Annotated in this window: 17 protein-coding genes; 3 read left to right on the top strand and 14 right to left on the bottom strand. The window is 65.1% G+C overall.

Translation table 11 applies throughout. The annotated features are described in order from the left end of the window. Positions 1-8: 8 nt before the first annotated feature. The 9 genes from lnt to tsaB all read right to left on the bottom strand — a co-directional run bounded on the left by lnt (position 9) and on the right by tsaB (position 8,425). The gene (lnt, locus tag AC0L2O_RS03580; RefSeq protein WP_473368734.1) at positions 9-1,658 is read right to left on the bottom strand and encodes an apolipoprotein N-acyltransferase; all 1,650 of its coding nucleotides are present in this window, start codon (positions 1,656-1,658) and stop codon (positions 9-11) included. Next, positions 1,655-2,773 carry a hemolysin family protein gene (locus tag AC0L2O_RS03585; RefSeq protein WP_473368735.1) on the bottom strand — a complete coding sequence of 373 codons (1,119 nt, stop codon included), beginning with the start codon at positions 2,771-2,773 and terminating at the stop codon, positions 1,655-1,657. Before AC0L2O_RS03585 ends, lnt begins: the two co-directional genes overlap by 4 nt. Positions 2,774-2,786: 13 nt before the next feature. Then, positions 2,787-3,284 carry an rRNA maturation RNase YbeY gene (gene ybeY / locus AC0L2O_RS03590; protein WP_409191372.1) on the bottom strand — a complete coding sequence of 166 codons (498 nt, stop codon included), beginning with the start codon at positions 3,282-3,284 and terminating at the stop codon, positions 2,787-2,789. Between the two features lie 61 nt (positions 3,285-3,345). After that, complete coding sequence (locus tag AC0L2O_RS03595; RefSeq protein ID WP_369720303.1) at positions 3,346-4,344, bottom strand: PhoH family protein; 999 nt, start codon at positions 4,342-4,344, stop codon at positions 3,346-3,348. A gap of 64 nt (positions 4,345-4,408) precedes the next feature. After that, a complete protein-coding gene (gene miaB / locus AC0L2O_RS03600) occupies positions 4,409-5,806 on the bottom strand; it encodes a tRNA (N6-isopentenyl adenosine(37)-C2)-methylthiotransferase MiaB (RefSeq protein ID WP_473368952.1) in 1,398 nt (465 codons plus the stop codon). A gap of 191 nt (positions 5,807-5,997) precedes the next feature. After that, positions 5,998-6,678, bottom strand: a complete 681-nt coding sequence (locus AC0L2O_RS03605; RefSeq protein WP_473368736.1) for an HAD family hydrolase — start codon at positions 6,676-6,678, stop codon at positions 5,998-6,000. 76 nt (positions 6,679-6,754) lie between these two features. After that, positions 6,755-7,210: a Fur family transcriptional regulator gene (locus AC0L2O_RS03610; RefSeq protein ID WP_473368737.1), complete on the bottom strand. Its 456-nt coding sequence runs from the start codon at positions 7,208-7,210 to the stop codon at positions 6,755-6,757. Positions 7,211-7,247: 37 nt separating this feature from the next. Beyond that, positions 7,248-7,733 (bottom strand): ribosomal protein S18-alanine N-acetyltransferase, encoded by a 486-nt coding sequence (rimI, locus tag AC0L2O_RS03615; RefSeq protein WP_473368738.1) that lies wholly within the window; start codon positions 7,731-7,733, stop codon positions 7,248-7,250. Then, positions 7,730-8,425 carry a tRNA (adenosine(37)-N6)-threonylcarbamoyltransferase complex dimerization subunit type 1 TsaB gene (gene tsaB, locus AC0L2O_RS03620; protein ID WP_473368953.1) on the bottom strand — a complete coding sequence of 232 codons (696 nt, stop codon included), beginning with the start codon at positions 8,423-8,425 and terminating at the stop codon, positions 7,730-7,732. Before tsaB ends, rimI begins: the two co-directional genes overlap by 4 nt. Between tsaB and AC0L2O_RS03625 the strand changes: the two genes are divergently transcribed. Continuing rightward, complete coding sequence (locus AC0L2O_RS03625; protein ID WP_473368967.1) at positions 8,315-8,599, top strand: hypothetical protein; 285 nt, start codon at positions 8,315-8,317, stop codon at positions 8,597-8,599. The two genes, tsaB and AC0L2O_RS03625, sit on opposite strands and share 111 nt — an antisense overlap. A 23-nt stretch (positions 8,600-8,622) precedes the next feature. On the opposite strand, the gene AC0L2O_RS03630 is transcribed toward AC0L2O_RS03625, so the two are convergent. The 3 genes from AC0L2O_RS03630 to murJ all read right to left on the bottom strand — a co-directional run bounded on the left by AC0L2O_RS03630 (position 8,623) and on the right by murJ (position 12,095). Continuing rightward, positions 8,623-9,192, bottom strand: coding sequence for a NifU family protein (locus tag AC0L2O_RS03630; protein ID WP_473368739.1), 570 nt, complete (start codon positions 9,190-9,192; stop codon positions 8,623-8,625). A gap of 212 nt (positions 9,193-9,404) precedes the next feature. Beyond that, positions 9,405-10,457 (bottom strand): tryptophan--tRNA ligase, encoded by a 1,053-nt coding sequence (gene trpS, locus AC0L2O_RS03635; protein WP_473368740.1) that lies wholly within the window; start codon positions 10,455-10,457, stop codon positions 9,405-9,407. Positions 10,458-10,538: 81 nt separating this feature from the next. Next, positions 10,539-12,095: a murein biosynthesis integral membrane protein MurJ gene (murJ, locus tag AC0L2O_RS03640; protein WP_473368954.1), complete on the bottom strand. Its 1,557-nt coding sequence runs from the start codon at positions 12,093-12,095 to the stop codon at positions 10,539-10,541. 124 nt (positions 12,096-12,219) lie between these two features. Between murJ and AC0L2O_RS03645 the strand changes: the two genes are divergently transcribed. Further along, positions 12,220-13,221, top strand: a complete 1,002-nt coding sequence (locus AC0L2O_RS03645) for an adenosine kinase (protein ID WP_473368741.1) — start codon at positions 12,220-12,222, stop codon at positions 13,219-13,221. A 151-nt stretch (positions 13,222-13,372) separates the two neighbouring features. On the opposite strand, the gene AC0L2O_RS03650 is transcribed toward AC0L2O_RS03645, so the two are convergent. Continuing rightward, positions 13,373-15,196 carry an AMP-binding protein gene (locus AC0L2O_RS03650; RefSeq protein ID WP_369720310.1) on the bottom strand — a complete coding sequence of 608 codons (1,824 nt, stop codon included), beginning with the start codon at positions 15,194-15,196 and terminating at the stop codon, positions 13,373-13,375. 9 nt (positions 15,197-15,205) lie between these two features. Continuing rightward, positions 15,206-16,399, bottom strand: coding sequence for a serine hydrolase domain-containing protein (locus AC0L2O_RS03655; protein WP_473368742.1), 1,194 nt, complete (start codon positions 16,397-16,399; stop codon positions 15,206-15,208). A gap of 333 nt (positions 16,400-16,732) precedes the next feature. Here AC0L2O_RS03655 and AC0L2O_RS03660 point away from each other — a divergent pair, with 333 nt between their 5' ends. Next, positions 16,733-17,053 carry a hypothetical protein gene (locus tag AC0L2O_RS03660; RefSeq protein WP_369720312.1) on the top strand — a complete coding sequence of 107 codons (321 nt, stop codon included), beginning with the start codon at positions 16,733-16,735 and terminating at the stop codon, positions 17,051-17,053. The last annotated feature ends 5 nt before the right edge of the window (positions 17,054-17,058 follow it).

Raw genomic sequence — 17,058 nt, forward strand, 5'->3', positions numbered from 1 at the left:
TACGGTTGTCAAAGGATTCCGGCCGTTTCGACAGGACGGCGTGATCGGGGCGGCCGATTGGCAATACGTCGTCGTACCGCCAGAAGCACAGCCAACGCGACGAGCATGGCTGCGGGGATGTCGCCGACTCTCGCATAGAGAGTGGGCGGGATTGCGGTGGGCAGGTTCGCGTCCAAAATGCCCTCGATCCCCAGGCCGAGGCTGGCCACCGTTCGTCCGACGGGATCGATCACTGCCGAAACGCCGGTGTTCGCGGAGCGGACCAGCGGCAGTCCGAGTTCGACAGCGCGCATCCGCGCCTGCTCCATGTGCTGGTACGGACCGGTCGAGATGCCGAACCAGCCGTCATTGGTGAGGTTCACGATCCAGCCCGGGCGCTCGTCGCGCCCGCCGACCTCGCCGGGAAAAATCGCCTCGTAGCAGATCAGCGGCAGCGCAGGCGGTGCACCCGGCACCGGCAGCACGTGCCGCACCGTGCCCGGAATGAAGCCGCCGCGCATCCGCGTCAGTTGCTCGAAGCCGAGCTTCTCCATCGTGTCTTGGAACGGAAGATATTCTCCGAACGGCACCAGATGCAGCTTGTCGTAGACGGCGAGCACGCTGCCGTCATGGTCGATCACGTAGATCGAATTATAGGCGCGCGTGACCGGCTTGCCGGGCGGCAGGTCAGGGGCACGGATGGATCCGGTGATCAGCACCGTTCCCTTCGGCAGCAGCTCGGCGATCTCCGCCATCGCGTCGGCCTCGCGGGTCAGGAAGAACGGAAAGGCGGATTCCGGCCAGATCAGGATGGTGGCATCGCGCACGCCGGTCGATTGCGGTCCGGAGGCGCGGTCCGACAGCGCGAGATATTTCTTCATCACCTCCGCCTTGGCGGAGTAGTTGAACCTGGCGTCTTGCTGGAGGTTCGGCTGCATCAGGCGCAGCTTGGCGCCCGCGACCATCGTGGTCGGATGCAACGACAGGCGGATCGCGCCGAAGATGCCCATCACCATCAGCAGTGCGACGGCCGCGGCCGGCACACGCCATGCCATGCGGCCATCGGGCGTGCGGTCGATCAGCACCGCGGGGCTCGCGAAGATCGCGACGGTGAGGAATGTCATGCCCCACTGGCCGATCAGGGATGCCGTCTGCGCCAGCGGCAACGGCTCCGACAGCGCATAGCCGAAGGCGTTCCAGGGAAAGCCGGTCAGCGCGTGGCCGCGCAACCATTCGGCGATGGTGAGGCTTGCGGCGAGCGCGAGAATGCGCGTGGCATCCTTGGTCCAGAGCAGCCGGGCCAGCGCAAATCCGATCGCCGTGAAGATGGAGAGATAGGCCGGCAGGCCCAGCACGGCGAAGGGCGTCAGCCAGGCGAAGACGTCGGCGTCGACGAAGAAGGCGTAGCCGATCCAGTAGAGGCCGGGGACGAAATAGCCGAGCCCGAACCAATAGCCGGTCAGCGCTGCGGCGGGGACGCCGCCGAGCCGACCGGCGCCGGTGCCGTCGATCAGCCAGACCAGCACCGGGAAGGTGACAAACAGCACCGGCCAGGCATTGAACGGCGCCAGTGCCAGAACCGATAGCGCGCCGGCCGCCATGGCAATGACGGCGCGTTTCCATCCCCAGGTCAGGATGACGGCGAGGGCAACCTGCCGCAGGCGCTGGAATGAGCTCACTGTGAGCCGGTCCCGTCGGCGGGCGGCGGCGTGGGCGTGTCGCCGGCTTGCGGCTGACCGCTGTCCGGCGTCGCTTCGCGGCGGCGGCTCTCGCGCTGGGTACGCGGCGCCGGGCGTTCCTTCCGTGTCGAGATACGCAGCCGCTTGACGCGGCGCGGATCGGCATCGAGCACCTCGACTTCGTAATGGCCGGGCCCCGAGATCACCTCGCCGCGCACCGGCAGGCGGCCGACGAAGCTGACGAGATAGCCGCCCAGCGTCTCCACTTCCTCGCCGGCTTCGCCGGTGACGAAATCCGCGCCGATCACCGTGCGGACGTCCTCGAGGCTGGCGCGGGCATCGGCGATGAAGGCGTTGTCGGGCAGGCGCACGATCGAGGGCGGCTCGTCGCTGTCATGCTCGTCGTCGATCTCGCCGACGATCTGCTCGACGATGTCCTCGAGCGAAACCAGCCCGTCGCTGCCGCCATATTCGTCGACGACCAGTGCAAGGTGAATGCGCGTGGCCTGCATCTGCGCGAGCAGGTCGATCGCCCGCATCGACGGCGGCACGTAGAGCAGCTTGCGGATGATGCGCGCATCCTGAAGCGGCATCGCGAGATCGACCGCGCGCAGGTCGAGTCCGGCCGGCAACGGTTTCTTGCGCTTGGCCTTGGTCGCGTCCGGGATGCGGGCGCGAGCGGTCATGAAGGCGAGCAGGTCGCGGATGTGCACAATGCCGACGGGATCGTCGAGCGTCTCGTCATAGACCACGAGGCGCGAGTGGCCGGCGCTTTCGAAGCGGCTCATCAATTCGCCGAGCGGGATGTCGCGCTTCACCGCGATGATGTCGGCGCGGTGAACCATGACATCGGCGATGCGGCGCTCATGCAGGGCGAGAATGTTGCGCAGCATGGTGCGCTCGACGGTCGAGAACCCGGTATCGTCGGGCGTCGAGGCATCGAGCACGACCTGGAGGTCGTCGCGCACCGATCCCGCCTTCCAGCCGAACAGCGTGCGGATGGCGCGCAACAGCCAGCCGTCCGCGCTCGGGCGCATCACCTCCCCGGGCGTCACCACCGCCGGCAAATTGGGCGTGTTGCGCGGATTGTCGTGGATCGGGTCGGAATCCGGCATTTCAATCCATCCGTCAGCGGTCGGCATAGGGGTCGGGGATGCCGAGATGCGCCAGGATCTGCGTTTCGAGCGCTTCCATCTCCTCCGCGTCGTCGTCGTTCTCGTGGTCGAAGCCGACCAGATGCAGGAAACCATGCACGGCGAGGTGGCTCAGATGATGGTCGAACGGCTTCTGCTCCTCGTCCGCCTCGCGCCGCATGGTCTCGTAGGCGATTGCGATGTCCCCGAGCATGCGCGGCGCGTCGCCCGGCTTCCACTCGCCTTCCGGCTGGAGCGCGGGAAACGACAGCACGTTGGTCGGCTTGTCGATGCCGCGCCAATTGCCGTTGAGCGTGCGGATGCCGGCATCATCGGTCAGCATCACCGCCACTTCCGCTTCCGCAACATCCTCATCGACCGACGCCGCCGCGGCAGCAACCGCGCGCTGGATCACGGCGTCGGCGTCGGGTTCGCTCTGCCAGCAATCGGCGACGACGAGGACCTCGGTCATGGGAAGGTTGGGATGCGACATGGCTTTGTTCGGAACGAAAACGGCGCTGTGTCCGCGCCTGCATGGTCCGGCTGTTGTCTCGTCAGGATTTATTGCCGGCGGCCGGCCGCTGCGGCAGACCTTCGTAGGCCGAGACGATCCGCGCCACGAGCTCGTGGCGGATCACGTCTTCGGCGGTGAAATGAACTTGCGCAATGCCTTCGACGCCGTTCAGCAGACGAGTCGCTTCGGCCAGCCCCGAGGTCTGGCCGTTCGGCAGGTCGATCTGCGAGGGATCGCCGGTCACGATCATGCGGCTGTTCTCGCCGAGCCGGGTCAGGAACATCTTCATCTGCATTGATGTGGTGTTCTGCGCCTCGTCGAGGATGATGGCGGCGTTGGTCAGCGTGCGGCCGCGCATGAAAGCGAGCGGCGCGATCTCGATCTCGCCGGTCTGCAGCGCGCGCTCGACGATGCGGGCGTCCATGAGGTCGTAGAGCGCGTCGTAGATCGGGCGCAGATAAGGATCGACCTTTTCGCGCAGATCGCCGGGCAGGAAGCCGAGCCGCTCGCCGGCTTCCACTGCCGGGCGCGACAGGATGATCTTGTCGACCTCCTTGCGCTCGAACAGTTGCGCGGCATGCGCGACCGCGAGCCAGGTCTTGCCGGTGCCGGCCGGGCCGATGCCGAACACCAGCTCGTGCCGCTTCAATGCGCGGATATAGGAATCCTGTGCCGCCGTGCGCGCGCGTACCGGTCGCTTGCGCAAATTGATGCTGTCGAAAGTCGATTTGGCCGATTTGGCGTCGAACTCGAACAGGGAGCCTTGGGCGATCACGGCGCGGATCGCGCCTTCGACCTCGCCTTGGTCGAGATCCTGCCCCTTCACCGCCTGGGCGTAGAGCGCCTCCAGCACCCGGCGCGCCGCGTCGCAGCCGTCGCGCGTGCCGCCGATGGTGATGTGGTTGCCCTTGGAATCCACGACAACGCCGAGCCGCCGCTCGATCTGCGCCAGGTTCTGGCCATAGGGCCCCACCAGCGCGGATGCGGCGCGGTTGTCGTCGAAGTCGATGACGACGTGAGTCTCGGGCGGAACTTGCATGTCGCGGTCAAATTTGCGGCTGGAAGCGAGGGAAGGCGAATCCGATGCGCTTTTGGGCAAGGGTTCAGGCTCCAGTGGCAATGGGTGATAAAGCGGTCTCGCGCGCCGTACGCGGCGTCACGAGCTCACCGAGGAAGCTGTAGCGTTCGAGGCTGTCGATCCGGACGGGCAGGATTTGTCCGATGATGTCGGGCGAGGCCATCACATGCGCGGGCTGGAGGAAAGCGGTGCGGCCGACGATCTGGCCGTCCTTGCGTGCCGGGCGTTCGAACAGCACGTCGACGGTTGAGCCAATCGCAGCCTTGTTGAAGGCCGATTGCTGGCTGTCGATCAGTTCCTGGAGCCGCTCCAACCGCTGGTCCATCTCGACGGGGGACACCGTCTCCTGCATATCCGCCGCCGGCGTACCCGGCCGGGCGGAGTATTTGAACGAATAAGCCGCAGCGTAGCCGATTTGCGTGACAAGCGCGAGGGTGGCGAGAAAATCTTGCTCGCTCTCGCCGGGGAAGCCCACGATAAAATCTGATGAAAAAGCAATATCTTGGCGCGCGGCCCGGAAACGGTCGACGACTCGCCGATAATCATCGGCGGTATGTTTCCGGTTCATGGCCGCCAATATCCGGTCCGAGCCCGACTGCACCGGCAGGTGCACGAACGGCATCAACTCGCCGAGATCGCGATGGGCAGCGATCAGACTGTCATCGACGTCGCGGGGATGGCTGGTCGAGTAGCGCAGCCGGGCGACGCCCGGAATCCGCGCCAGATGTTCGAGCAGTTTGCCGAGCGGCCAGCTTTTCCCGTCCGGTCCGTCGCCGTGATAGGCGTTGACGTTCTGTCCGATCAGCGTGAGCTCGCGGACGCCGTTCTCGGTGAGCCGCTTCACGTCGTCGACGATCCTCGCCACGGGCCGCGAGACTTCCGCCCCGCGCGTATAGGGCACGACGCAGAAGGTGCAGAACTTGTCGCAGCCTTCCTGCACGGTGACGAAAGCGGAAATGCCGCGCGCGCGGATCGCTGCGGGCTTTGGCTGGGCCAGGAAGCCGAACTTGTCGGCGGCCGGAAACTGGGTCTCGATCGCGCGGCCTTCGCTGCCGGCGCGCTTCAGCAACTCCGGCAGATGATGATAGCTCTGCGGGCCGACGACGACATCGACCGTCGGCGCACGGCGCACGATTTCCTCGCCTTCGGCCTGCGCCACGCAGCCTGCGACTGCGATCTGCATCGCACGGCCGGTGCGCGCGGCCTCGTCCTTGGCGAGGCGCAGGCGGCCGAGCTCGGAATAGACCTTTTCGGAGGCCTTCTCGCGGATATGGCAGGTGTTGAGGATGACGAGGTCGGCATCCTCGGCGCTCGCGGTCTCCACGAATCCTTCCGGAGCCAGTGTGTCCACCATGCGCTGGGCATCGTAGACGTTCATCTGGCAGCCAAATGATTTGATGTGCAGCTTGCGCGGCGGCTTCATGGAACCTGGGAATGAGGTGGAGGACTGCCCCCAGATATAGGCTGGGGCGGCGAAAATCCAGCGAATGGGGGTCTTTTCGGTCGTCATTCCAGGGCGCGACGCAGCCGCGAACCCGGAATCCAGAGGTTTTGGCACGAGATTCCGCGTTCGATGCTGGCGCATCGCCCCGGAATGACGCCGAGAGGGGCGATTCAGCCGGTCAGGGCGTCAGCCTCGAGCCGCTGGATCAGCTCCGGCAGTTGTCGCATGTCGTCGAAAGTCAGTCCGGCGCCGGCAGCCCGCAACCTTTCGGCGTGACCCGGCGGGCAGTGGCTGCCGCCGTGAAATCCCAGCACGGTCATCCCGGCAGCGTGCGCGCCGGTCACTCCGGGAACGCTGTCCTCGATCACCAGGCACCGTTCCGGCGAGACCTTCATCTGCGCGGCAGCGAACAGGAACAGATCGGGCGCCGGCTTGCCGCGTGCGACTTGGCTCGCGGAAAAGATATTGGGGGCGAGCTGATCGTAGAGCCCGGCGCAAGTCAGGCCGTGGTGAATCTTGTCCGGCGTGCCGCTCGACGCGACGCATTTGGGCAACTCGATCGCCGCGATCGCTGCCGCCACGTGGGTGATCGGCTGCAAATCGCTGGCGTAGAATTGCAGAGTGGCCGCATTGACCTGCTGCTCGAGATCATCGGGCAGACTGCGGCCGATTTCCTGTTCGACCATCCGCCGGGCGTCCTTCTCGGAAACGCCAAGGAAGTGGACCAGCACCTGCTCCGACGTGATCGGATAGCCGTGCCGCGTCAGCACATCCGCATGCGCGCGACAGGAGATGACCTCGCTGTCCACCAGCACGCCGTCGCAATCGAAGATGATGAGGTCGATGGGCACTTCAGCTCGCGGTCCGGGTGGTGTCACCTCTCCCCAACGGGGAGGGGTGAAGAGAGCTCGCCGAAGGATCTATCCATCAATTTGAGGGCTTGTCGTCGTCGAGCGGGACGCAATAGAGCTCGAGCCGGTGATCGACCAGCTTGTAGCCGAGCTTGCGGGCGATCTCCGCCTGGAGCTTCTCGATCTCCTCCGAGGTGAACTCGATCACCTTGCCGTCGCGCAGATTGATGAGATGGTCGTGATGGCTGTCGCGCATCGTCTCGTAGCGGGCGCGGCCCTCGCGGAAATCGTGGCGCTCGATGATGCCGGCATCCTCGAACAGTTTTACGGTGCGATAGACGGTCGAGATCGAGATCTTGTCATCGACCGCGACACAGCGCCGGTACAGCTCCTCGACGTCGGGATGGTCGACCGCCTCCGCCAGCACGCGGGCGATGACGCGGCGCTGCTCGGTCATGCGCATGCCAGTGGCGGCACAGCGCGCCTCGATGCCGGACGCCTTGGATGCGGAGGAAGGTTTAAGTCCAGTCATGTGGTGTCTGCCTGACGGGCGCTTACTGCCATCAATGTTACGACAAGTCACGTCGCATCAGAAGCGCGTTCAATTGTTCCCCATTGGCCTGCTTATAGTAGCGTTCGCGGCGTCCGACCACCACGAATCCGGCTCTCTCGTAGAGCCGCCGTGCCGGCTGGTTGTTCTCTTCGACCTCCAGAAATATCGTGCGCACGCCGCGTCCTGCGAGGTGGCCGAGATGGGTCATCAGCAGCGTGCGGGAGAGGCCGCGGCCGCGATGGGCCTGATCGACCGCGACCGACAGGATCTCCGCTTCGTCCGCACCGATCCGCGATACCGCAAAGCCGATCGTGTTGCGACCCAGGCGCAAGCGATGGACCAGCGTATTGCGCTCGCTGAGCATGGCCTCGAACTCGGCTTCGCCCCAGCCGCGGGCAAACGAGGCGCCGTGGAGCTGCGCCAGCCGCGCCGCATCGCGCACCGAAGCCGGCTCGACGGCCGCGGTGCCGCCGCGCCACCATTCCGACAACCATCTCATCACGAGGTTGCGGCTTGAGCCGCGAGCGGCTTCTGCGCCGCCGGCTTTGCATCGGGTGCGCGCAGATAGAACGGCCGCGCCGGATTGGTGTCGGGATCGGCGGCTGCGCCCAACCACGCAACCCAGCCGATATCGGGCGCAGGCTGCGCGTCGACGGCTAGCGGCTGCGGTCCCTGCTTTGGCCAGCGCTGGGCGAGGATGTTCGCGGCATTGCCGACCAGATGCGGCGCGCCGAATTGCGACGCCGCGATCGCCTCATCGATGCTGGCGACTTTCGGCCGCACCAGTTGGCTGCCGTCGCCGGCGACGATCTGGAAATAGACGTGATCGTGCCGCGCATCGATCGCCGAGATCACCGGCGCCGATTTGCTCTGGCCGACGATGGCGGCGGCATAGGCCGACAATGTCGTCAGTCCGACGGCCGGCCGTTTGGCCGCGAGCGCTAGGCCGCGCGCCGCCGAAATGCCCACCCGCAAGCCGGTGAAACTGCCGGGGCCGACGGTGACCGCGATGCGATCGAGCGCCGTGAAGGCCAGATCCGCCGCCCGCATGACCCGCGCGATCATCGGCATTAGCGCCTCGGCATGGCCGCGCTTCATCAGAAGCTGCTCCTGCACAAGGAGTTTGCCAGCCTCGGTGTCGAGAACCGCGGCCGCACACGCTTCCAGCGCGGTATCGATGGCAAGGATCAGCATAACGGCAAGCATATCATTGGCGATCGGATGATGCTCAATGTTCTTGCCGTCATGGCCGGGCTTGACCCGGCCATCCACGGCTTTGCCGCCCAAAACGTCGATGCCCGGGCCTTCGCCGCGCCGAAGGGGCCTTCGGCCCCCGCAGGCGGGACAAGCCCGGGCATGACGGAGTGAAACCCGTGCGCCGGTCGTGCAATTTACATCGGCCGGACTTCGACCACGTCAGGCACGAAGTGCTTCAACAGGTTCTGGATACCGTGCTGGAGCGTCGCGGTCGACGAGGGACAGCCGGAGCAGGCGCCCTTCATGTTGAGATAGACGATGCCGTCCTTGAAGCCGCGGAAGGTGATGTCGCCGCCGTCATTGGCGACCGCGGGCCGCACCCGGGTCTCGATCAGATCCTTGATCATGTCGACCGTCTCGGCGTCGGCCTCGTCGAAGAATTCGTCCTCATCGTCGAGATCGGCATCGCTTTGAGCGGCGCCGTCGGCGAGCAGCGGCGCGCCGGACATGTAGTGCTCCATGATGGCACCGAGGATCGCCGGCTTGAGCTGCTGCCATTCACCTCCCGCCTTGGTCACGGTGATGAAGTCGGAGCCGTAGAACACGCCGGTGACGCCGGGCACCTCGAACAGCTTTTCGGCGAGCGGCGAGCGCGTGGCGGCTTCGCGGCTCGAAAACTCCATCGGGCCGCCGTCGACCACGACGCGACCGGGGATGAACTTGAGTGTGGCGGGATTGGGGGTGGCTTCGGTCTGAATGAACATGGTTTTCTCCGGACGTCGCCGGTTCAAGGCCGGCGCGTGAGCTACCCCATAGCATGTGGCGCGCGCAAACGCACCGTCAAGAGGGCGCGCGAGATTCGGCTAGACTTTCAAGAGGTTGGAGCCTGCTTGCAGCCAGTCCGGTCGCCATCATCGAGGCACCAGCCATCCTGTTCGAAGTCCGGTGCCCTCATTGAGGCCCGCCCCTCCCCGCACTATCGCCGGCGAATGAAGCCGACGATGTCCTTGGTGAGCTTCAAAGTCTCGTCCGCGATCGCACGCGCCCGGTCGGCGCCGTCGTTCAGAATGGCATCGATATGGCCGGGGTCGGCGACGAGGCGCTTCATCTCGCCGGCGATCGGCGAGAGCTTTGTCACGCACAGCTCCACCAGCGCGTTCTTGAAGCTGGAGAACTGGCCGCCGCCGAATTCGCGCAGCACGTCGGCCTTGGAGCGGCTGGAGAGCGCGGCAAAAATGCCGACCAGATTGTCGGCCTCCGGACGTGCTTCCAGGCCCTTCTCTTCCGTCGGCAACGGCTCCGGATCGGTCTTCGCCTTGCGCACCTTCTGCGCGATGGTGTCGGCGTCGTCGGTCAGATTGATGCGCGAATTGTCCGACGCGTCCGATTTCGACATCTTCTTGGTGCCGTCGCGCAGGGACATCACGCGCGTCGCCGGTCCGGTGATGAAAGGCTCCGGCTGCGGGAAGAACAGGCCGTCATTGGCGCCCTGGCTGCGGATCGAATCGCCAAAGTCGTTGTTGAACTTCTGCGCGATGTCACGCGAGAGCTCGAGGTGCTGCTTCTGGTCCTCGCCGACCGGCACGTGGGTGGCGCGATAGAGCAGAATGTCGGCGGCCATCAGCACGGGATAGTCGTAGAGCCCGACCGAGGCGTTCTCGCGGTCCTTGCCGGCCTTTTCCTTGAACTGGGTCATGCGGTTCAGCCAGCCCATGCGAGCGACGCAGTTCAAGATCCAGGTGAGCTCGGCATGGCCGGAGACCTGGCTCTGGTTGAACACGATGTGCTTGTTGGGATCGATGCCGCTCGCGATGAACGCCGCGGTCACTTCGCGGGTGTTGCGCGCGAGCTCGGCCGGTCCGCCCCAGACGTCCAACCCTTGCGTGATCGCGTGCATGTCGACGACGCAATAGATGCAGTTGTGGGTCTCCTGCATCTTCACGAAGTTGACTATCGCGCCGAGATAATTGCCGAGATGCAGATTGCCGGTCGGCTGGACGCCCGAAAAAACCCGTTCAACGAATGGCATGGTGAATGTTCCTGGCAAGCCTTCCCAGAGATAATCGGCCGTCGTTTCCAACAGCGGCGCTGCCTCGTCAAGGGTAATTCGCTAGTCCTGCGCGCCCAGCTCGGGCGTGGCCGGCCGCCTCAGGGCGTCAACCGCCTCGCGCAAGGAGGTGACCCCGAGGATTTGCAGCAGGCCACTATAGACGGCGATCCCCGCCGCGATCTGCAAACCCAGTGCAATGAACCTGATCAGCCCGTGGCTGTCGGCAGGTGAAAGGCCCGTACTCAGCCACAGCAGGGCACCCATGACAGCGGCGGCAAGCACGATCCGCGGCAGCCGTTTGCGGGCGGCGGCGTCCACCGAGAAGCCGAATTCGCTGGTGCCTTTGCGGAGCAGGGCGAGCGCGCTGCTCCAGGCGCCGGCCGCTATGCTCGCGGCGATGCCGCCCGTGCCGTAGAAATGGCCAAGCAGGACGGCAAGCGCGACCGCGACCACAAAGCCTTTGGCCGTTGCGAGCAGCGGCGTCATGGTGTCGCTGCGGGCATAGAAGGCCGGCGACAGCGCCTTGATCAGCACATGGGCCGGCAGGCCCAGCGCCAGCCCCATCAGCGCATGGGCGGTGGCCGCGCTGTCATCGGCACCGAACGCACCGTGCTCGAACAACAGCCGCACGATCGGTTCGGCCAGCACGATCAGGCCGAGCGTGGCGGGCAGCGCCAGCCCCGTCGCGAGTTCCAGCGCGCGGGATTCCGCATGCGCCACGGCGTCGCGGTCGCCGCGGGTGACGGCGCGCGTCAGCTCCGGCACCAGGACGGTGCCCATGGCGATGCCGACGATGCCGAGCGGCAATTCGATCAGGCGGTTGGCGAAATAGAGCCAGGACACGGCCGACGGCATCGCGGAGGCGATGATCGCGCCGGCCACCATCAGCCATTGCGGGCCCGAGCTTGCGATCATGCCGGGAACGGCCTTGGCGAAGAAGCCGCGCATCTCCTTGTCGAAACTCACACGCAACGGTGTCGCGAGGCGTCCGCTTCGCCGCGACAGCAGCATCATGAGTTGCAGCAGGCCGGCGGCACCGACGGTCGCCGCCAGCATCCATGCGGCGAAGGTCGCATCGGCGTGCCAGGCCAGCAGCATCGCGATGACCGCGATCAGCGCGATGTTGAACAGCAGCGGCGAGAACGCCGTCAGCGCAAATCGCCCTTGCGCGTTGAGCAGCCCCATCAGCACGGTGACGGGACCGGCGAAGGCGAGATAGGGCAGCATCAGCCGGGCGTTCTCGATCGCGAGATCGCGCGTGTGGCTACCGAGAAATCCGGGCGCGATGATCGTGACGATCAGCGGCATCGACAGCGCAACGACGATCGAGATCGCTAGCAGCGCCACGCTGACCGTGCCGAGCACACGTCCCGCGAATGCCGAAGCTGCCTGCTCGCCATCGCGGTCACGGACGCGCAGCCAGGCCGGGATCAGCGCCGCGTTGAGTGCCCCTTCGCTGAGCAGCCGGCGCACCACGTTGACGAGCTGAAACGCCGCCAGAAACGCATCCGCCACGGCGCCGGTGCCGAGCAATGCCGCGATCATCGAATCGCGCGCAAAACCCAGCAGCCGCGAGGTCAGTGTTCCCGTGGAGACGGTCAGGAAGGAGCGGATCATTGCGCTGACATAATACCCTTGCTTGCCCGTGTAGGGCCGGTCGTGATAGGCCGCGAGCAAGATTTCAGACCGACAGGAAGCGGATTTCTCCGGTAATCGCAATCCGGCAACAGGATCAAGGTGAATGGCTGACGCGAAATATGACGTCTTGGGTATCGGCAACGCGCTGTTCGACGTGCTGGTCAGGACCGACGAGGCTTTTCTGGCCAAGCACGGCATGACCAAGGGCAGCATGTCCCTGATCGACGAGGCCCGCGCCGCCGCCATCTACCAGGACATGGGCCCGGCGACGGAGGTCTCGGGTGGCTCGGCTGCCAACACCATCGTCGGCATCGGCAGCCTGGGTGCGCGGGCCGCCTATGTCGGCAAGGTCAAGGACGACCAGATCGGCAAGCTCTACGTCCACGACATCCGCGCGGCCGGCGTCGCCTTCAATACGCCCGCTGCCAAAGACGGCCCCGCCACCGGCTGCTCCTACATCCTGGTGACTGATGACGGCGAGCGGACCATGAACACCTATCTCGGCGCGGCGCAGGATCTCTCGCCCGCGGATATCGATCCGGCCGAGATCGCCGGCGCCGGCATTGTCTATCTCGAGGGCTATCTCTGGGATCCCAAGAACGCCAAGGACGCCTTCCTCAAGGCCGCCAAGATCGCCCATGACGCCAAACGCAAGGTGGCGCTGACATTGTCGGATTCGTTCTGCGTCGATCGCTACCGCGACGAGTTTCTCGCGCTGATGCGCAACGGCACCGTCGACATCGTGTTCGCCAACGAATCCGAGCTGCATTCGCTCTACATGACCTCGGATTTCGACACCGCGCTGAAGCAGCTGCGCAACGACGTCAATCTTGGTGTGGTCACCCGCAGCGAAAAGGGCTGCATGGTGGTGTCGGCCGAAGACACCGTTGCCGCGCCGGCATTCCCGATTGCCCAGCTGGTCGACACCACAGGCGCCGGCGACCTCTTCGCCGCCGGCTTCCTGTTCGGGCTGGCGCGTGAGTTGCCGTACAAGCAGTGCGGTCAGCTCGGTGCGCTGGCAGCGGCCGAAGTGATCCAGCACATCGGCGCAAGGCCGCAGGTGTCGCTGAAGGAGTTGGCGCAGCAACGCGGGCTGACGGGATAGGGCGGAGTTTTCACCCGGTCATGCGCGCGGCACTCTCCGCTGTCGTCGCCCGGCTCGACCGGGCGAGCCAGTATTCCAGAGCCGTTAGCGGGATACGGAGAAGCCGCGGCCTACTGGATTCCCCGCCTTCGCGGGGAATGACAGATGCGGCTCACGCCGTCTTCGCCGCCTTCAACCCCAGCCGCTGCTCCACAGCCTCGCGCATCACGAATTTCTGAATCTTTCCGGTCACGGTCATCGGGAATTCGTCGACGAACTCCACATAACGCGGAATCTTGTTGTGGGCGATCTGGCCCTCGCAGAAGGCGCGCACCTCCTCGGCCTGCAGCGTCTCGCCCGGCCTGACACGGATCCAGGCGCAAAGCTCCTCGCCGTAGCGGTTGTCGGCCACGCCAAAAATCTGCACGTCCTGGATCTTGGGGTGACGATACAAGAATTCCTCGATTTCGCGCGGATAGAGATTTTCACCGCCGCGGATCACCAGATCCTTGATGCGGCCGACGATGTTGCAATAGCCCTCGTCGTCGATGGTGGCGAGATCGCCGGTGTGCATCCAGCCGTTGGCATCGAGCACATCCGCGGTCTTTTCCTTCTCCTCCCAATAGCCCAGCATGACGCTGTAGCCGCGGGTGCAGAGCTCGCCGCGTTCGCCGCGCTTGACGATCCGCCCCTCGAGATCGACGACCTTCACCTCGACATGCGGATGAATCCGCCCGACGGTGGAGACGCGCCGTTCGAGCGGGTCGTCAGTCGCGCTCTGGAAACTGACCGGGCTGGTTTCGGTCATGCCATAGGCGATCGTGACCTCGCGCATGTTCATCTCGGTGTTGACGCGCTTCATCACCTCGATCGGGCAGGGCGCGCCCGCCATGATGCCGGTGCGCAGCGATTTCAGGTTGAACGTCGCGAATTCGGGATGATCGAGCTCGGCGATGAACATGGTCGGCACGCCGTATAGCGCGGTGCATTTCTCCTGCTCGACTGCGCGCAGTGTCGCGAGCGGATCAAAGCCCTCGCCGGGATAGACCATGGTCGTGCCGAGCGTGACGGAGGCGAGGTTGCCCATCACCATGCCGAAACAATGGTAGAGCGGCACGGGAATGCAGATGCGGTCCTGCTCGGTCAGGCGCATCGCACGGCCGGTGAAATAGCCGTTGTTGAGGATATTGTGGTGGGTCAGCGTCACGCCCTTCGGTGATCCCGTGGTGCCGCTGGTGAACTGGATGTTGACGGGATCGTCGAACTGAAGCGCGGCACCGAGTGCGACGAGTCGCTCCCGATCTTCGGGTCGGGCCATGCCCGCGACCTCCTCGAAGGGGATCGTGCCAGGCGCTGACGGGCCGCCGATCTGGATCACGGTCCGCAATGCCGGCAGCCGCGCCGCTTGGAGCTGGCCGGGCCTGGCGCTGGCGAGCTCCGGCAGCAGCGTGTTGAGCATCTCCATGTAGTGGCTGGTCTTGAATGAAGTCGCCGTCACGATCGCCGCGCAGCCGACCTTTTTCAGCGCGAACTCAAGCTCGCTGAGCCGATAGGCGGGATTGATCGTCACCAGGATCAGGCCGGCCTTGGCGGCGGCGAACTGGGTCAGCGTCCATTCCGGCCGGTTCAGCGACCAGATGCCGATCCGCTGCCCTCGCTCCAGGCCGAGCGCGAGGAAGCCTGCGGCGAGCGCGTCGACCCGCTCTGCGAACTCCGTCCAGGTCCATCGCACGCCGTGGCTCGGCGAGACCAGCGCCTCGCGTTGGCCCCAGCGCCGCACCGCATGGTCGAGGCTGCGGCCGATCGTGTCGCCGAGCAGCGGCGTGTCCGATATGCCGCAAACGTAGCTGTCGGCTTTGCCTGCGAGAGCGTCCACCAAGTTCGTCTCCTCGAATGTGTTGCCTCGTGCCTGAAGCCGACGGCCTGCCTGAAGTCGATGGCTTTCGGGCACGAGGTTATCCGTTGCCCCGAAGGCGCGCGACACCGCGCGCCTCATACTAAGGGGTTAGGCCGCCTTCTGCCCACTCCCGGCGTCGAGCCCGGCATAAACCCCGCGCTCGAAGCCCGCGAATGCCTCCAGGCACCTGCCGTCCGCAAACGGCAGTACCTGCATCAGGATCACGCCGGTGACGTCGCGCGCAGGATCGATCCAGTAATAGGTATTGGCGAGCCCCGCCCAGGCGAGGCTGCCCGCGCTGCGGCCTTCCGGCGTCCTGGCGGTGTTGATCATGAAGCTGAGGCCCCACTTCTTGACCTGGTCCGGATAGAGGTCGACGTCGTTGGTGTAGATCGGCGCCGCCGTGGTCATCTTGGTCATGGCGAGATCGCCGATGTGGTTCTGTCCCATCGTCGCGACCGTCTCCGCCTTGAGCACCTGGTTGCCGTTGCCGCGGCCTTTGTTCAAGATCATCTGGGTGAACTTGATGTAGTCGCCCGCGGTCGAATAGAGGCCGCCCCCACCCATGTGGAATTCCGGCTCTTGCTCGAGTTCGAACGGGATCGCGGCGAGCTGGCCGTCCTCGCCGCGCGCATGCATGCCGACCAGGCGCTTGCGCATGCTGTCGGTGATCTTGAAGGCCGTGTCGGACATTCCGAGCGGGACAAAAAGATTGTCGCGCAGATACGCGTCGAGCCGCTTGCCGCTGACCGCTTCCACGGCCTTGCCGACGAAATCGATATTGGTGCCATATTCCCAGCGCGTGCCGGGATCGGTCATGATCGGTGTCTTCAACGCGGCGTTCTGGCAGGTGGTGATGGCCGGGGTGCCGGACTTGTCGAGATGGATCGCGAGATCGCCGTTCCACATGTTATAGGCGAAGCCGGCGGTGTGGGTCATGAGCTGGCGCAGCGTGATCGGCCGCTTCGCCGGCCGCAGCTTCGGCTCGCCATTGGCATCAAAACCTTCGAGCACCTGCGGCTTGGTCAGATCAGGGAGCACCGATCCGATCGGTGCGTCCAGCGCGAGCTTGCCTTGTTCAACCAGTTGCATCGCGCCTGCTGCTGTCACCGCCTTTGTCATCGATGCGATCCAGAACACGCTGTCGGTCGTCATCGCATCCGGCTTGGACAAATCGCGCCTGCCGAACGCGCCTTGATACAGCACGTCGTGACCGGTCGCGGCGATCGCGACAACGCCGGGGATCTCCTTGGCGTCGCTTGTCTTGCGCAGGAGTTCGTCGATCTCTGCCTGGTTTTGCATGCGTTTCCTCCGGTTTGATTATTGTTGGAAGCGATCGATTGTCCTCCCGCTTCCTTCTCGCGGCAAGCACATCCACCTAGCCGCCCCGGTCGCGATGTCGTGACTTGACGGTGCGTAGCTGACGCAGGAGGACAAGGCGGCTGAACTGCAATCTGCGGTGGATAGTCGCGCTTCGCGGTGACCAATGATGGGTCCAGACGATATGCTTCAGGAGTTTTTTCGAGCACTTGAAACATTTTGTGCGTTGCGACGTTCTGGACCCGGCCCAATCGCATGGCCGGCGTTAAAATTTGATGCGAATTTGGCGGTCGATCGGCCGCGAGGGGACCTTTGATGATTTCGACGTGGAGTGAGTGGAAGCGGTATCCCCGTCCCGGACGGGGCGACAACCTCGAGGCGCCGATCGCGCCCGGCATCTATGAAGTTCGCATCGCCAGCACCGGCGCGCTCTATTCGTTTGGCGCTGTCGACAATCTGGCGCAGGCGCTGGCACTGCTGCCGGTTGGCGCGAAATCCTGGTTCGGGCGTCGCGACGCGTCCGACGCGCCCGATCTCGAATACCGGACCTGTGCGACGTCGTCGAAGGCCGACGCCAAGGCGGCTGCGGAGCGCATGATCGGCCGACGCGAGACCTATATGAGCGGCGCGGCTTAGCCTCG

The organism is Bradyrhizobium sp. Kon10 (assembly GCF_055807395.1).